This window comes from Synechococcus sp. OH2 (assembly GCF_047462155.1).
Taxonomy (GTDB): domain Bacteria; phylum Cyanobacteriota; class Cyanobacteriia; order Thermostichales; family Thermostichaceae; genus Thermostichus.
Genome location: NZ_JANSIR010000048.1, coordinates 17131 through 19330, shown reverse-complemented (window position 1 = coordinate 19330; position 2200 = coordinate 17131). Strand labels below are relative to the sequence as shown.

3 protein-coding genes are annotated in these 2200 nt (G+C 59.5%); all 3 read right to left on the bottom strand.

All coding sequences use genetic code 11. From position 1 onward, the window contains the following. A partial coding sequence (locus NW835_RS03605) for an ATP-binding cassette domain-containing protein (protein WP_414414545.1) occupies window positions 1-236 on the bottom strand: 236 nt, incomplete at its 3' end. Between the two features lie 240 nt (window positions 237-476). Continuing rightward, window positions 477-1304 carry a TerC family protein gene (locus tag NW835_RS03600; protein ID WP_414414544.1) on the bottom strand — a complete coding sequence of 276 codons (828 nt, stop codon included), beginning with the start codon at window positions 1302-1304 and terminating at the stop codon, window positions 477-479. Window positions 1305-1571: 267 nt separating this feature from the next. Next, the coding region (gene larB, locus NW835_RS03595) for a nickel pincer cofactor biosynthesis protein LarB (RefSeq protein ID WP_414414543.1) at window positions 1572-2200 on the bottom strand (629 nt) is incomplete at its 5' end.

Below are 2200 nucleotides of genomic sequence, written 5' to 3'. Positions count from 1 at the left end.
TCGGGCTCTGTCAGGCCAGCGATGATGCGCAACAGAGTTGATTTGCCAGTGCCGGAAGGCCCCACTAGCCCCAGAGCGTCGCCCCGATGCACCTTTAGATCGACTTGGTCAAGCACCAGCGTGGTTCCAAAGCGCTTGGAGACCTGCCGTAGCTCCACCAAGGGCACGGGATCTCCCTTCCCCGCTCCAGACTGGGGTTGGGGACTCTCCGCCGGCGGCTGCTGTTGGCCGTTCATGCTGGTGCCAATGTCCTTTCTGAAGCACCTCGCCCAACACTTCCAGCAGAACTGCAAGGTCAGGGTGCCTCCCTCCCGTGGCTTGCGTTCCATTGCTAGTTTAAGAGCCGTCGCACTACGCGAACAACTTGCTGCTGTTGCCTCCAGCAGCCAAGGCTACGGAGCACCTGCCAGCCTTCGTCTCTTAGCCACCAGACCTCCCAGGTCCAGGGATCGGGAACAAGCTGTCCGTGAGGCTCCTTAGTCCGGCTGTAGCTCGGGAGCAGGCTCGGCCTCAGGCAGGGGGGCTAGGCTGGCAGGGATCCCTTCGGTCGGGTGGAACTCTCTGAGATCGGCCAGGGTCGGCTGCGGCTGTTCATCGGCTGCCGCGCAGGAGCTTGTACGCTGCGAAAAGCCCCAGACAAACAAAGGCAGCACAGCCACCACCATCCCCCATTCCGGGAGCTCAACTTGGGGGAAAAACACCTCCAGCAGCATGAGGCTTCCCACCAGGGCGATGATGGCAAAGGCAGCATCTTCTAGGCGGGAAAACTCATCCAGCCAGCGCAAAAACAAAGAGGCCATGTAGCGCATCAAGGTGATGCCGAGAATGCCGCCGAGGATGATCACCCAAGCCTTGCGGGAGACGCCCACCGAAGCGGCGATGCTGTCGAAAGAAAAGACTAGATCCGTTAGCTCTACCATCACCAGGGTTTGCCAAAAATTAGCCTGGCGGGTGATGTCTTGCTCGGATCCTTCTTCTTCCCCGCAAAAATGCTGCCAGGCCAGCCAGAGCAGGTAACAGGCCCCGAGAAACTGAGCGGGCGGATACTCCACCAGCCAAACCGCTGCAAACACAATGGCGATGCGAAAACTGTAGGCACCGATAATGCCCCAGCGCAAAGCGCGATTTTGTTGCTGAGGAGTGGGCAAATGCTTGACCAAAGCCGCCAGGGCAACGGCGTTATCGGCGGAGAGGGCCGCTTCCAAAAACACCAGAGCCACCACCAAAAAGAGATCTGTCCAAGTGAAGGACTGAATTATCCCTTGAACAAAAGCCACAGTGGTATCTATTGCCTCAATTGACATAGCAGCAAGCTTCACGTACGCCGGTCAAAAAAAATCGTTCGTTCGGTGCAGCCAACTCCAGACCGCTATCCCAGATCTATCGACAACCCCTTCCAGGAGATTTTTAGGGTCGTTGTCGTTGAGGAAGCGCCCCAAAGACACCTGACAAAAGATACCTGGAGAAGGGATCCATCCCTCAATTCTTGGCAACAGCCTCCCAGCGGAGAAATCCAAAACCCCAGCATGGCCCGAGTATAGCTTGTCCGGCTCAGGATCGTTTTACATTTCTTAACCTTCTCTCTCCTCAGGGGGGGCAGGCGAAGGCAATCGCGCCGCCAGCCGTTGTCCACAGCGTAGGATCTGGCCTGCCAAAATGGCCGCCCCAAAGCCGTTGTCGATGTTCACCACTCCCACCCCCGCCGCACAAGAGTTAAGCATGGTCAGCAGGGCAGCCAAACCTTGGAAGCTGGCCCCGTAGCCGATGCTGGTGGGCACAGCGATTACCGGACAGTCCGCCAGGCCGGCTACCACGCTGGCCAAGGCCCCTTCCATGCCCGCCACCACGATCAGCACATCGGCTTCCAGGGCGGCGCGGTGGTGCAACAGGCGATGGATCCCGGCTACCCCCACATCCCAAAGGCGCTTGACCGCAAACCCGCAAAGCTCGGCGGTGAGAGCGGCCTCTTCGGCTACCGGCACATCGGCGGTGCCAGCGGAGATCACGCTAATCTGACCGGGATGGCTGAGCGCCTTTTGGGGAGGGATCCAACACAGACGGGCCACCTCGGAATACTGTGCCTGGGGCAAGCGGCAGCGGATCTGGGCGTACACCTGGGCCTCAACGCGGGTGGCCAAAGCCAGGGATCCCTGCCGGTGCAGCCGTTCCAGGATCTGGGCAATTTGCTCAGGGGTTTTGC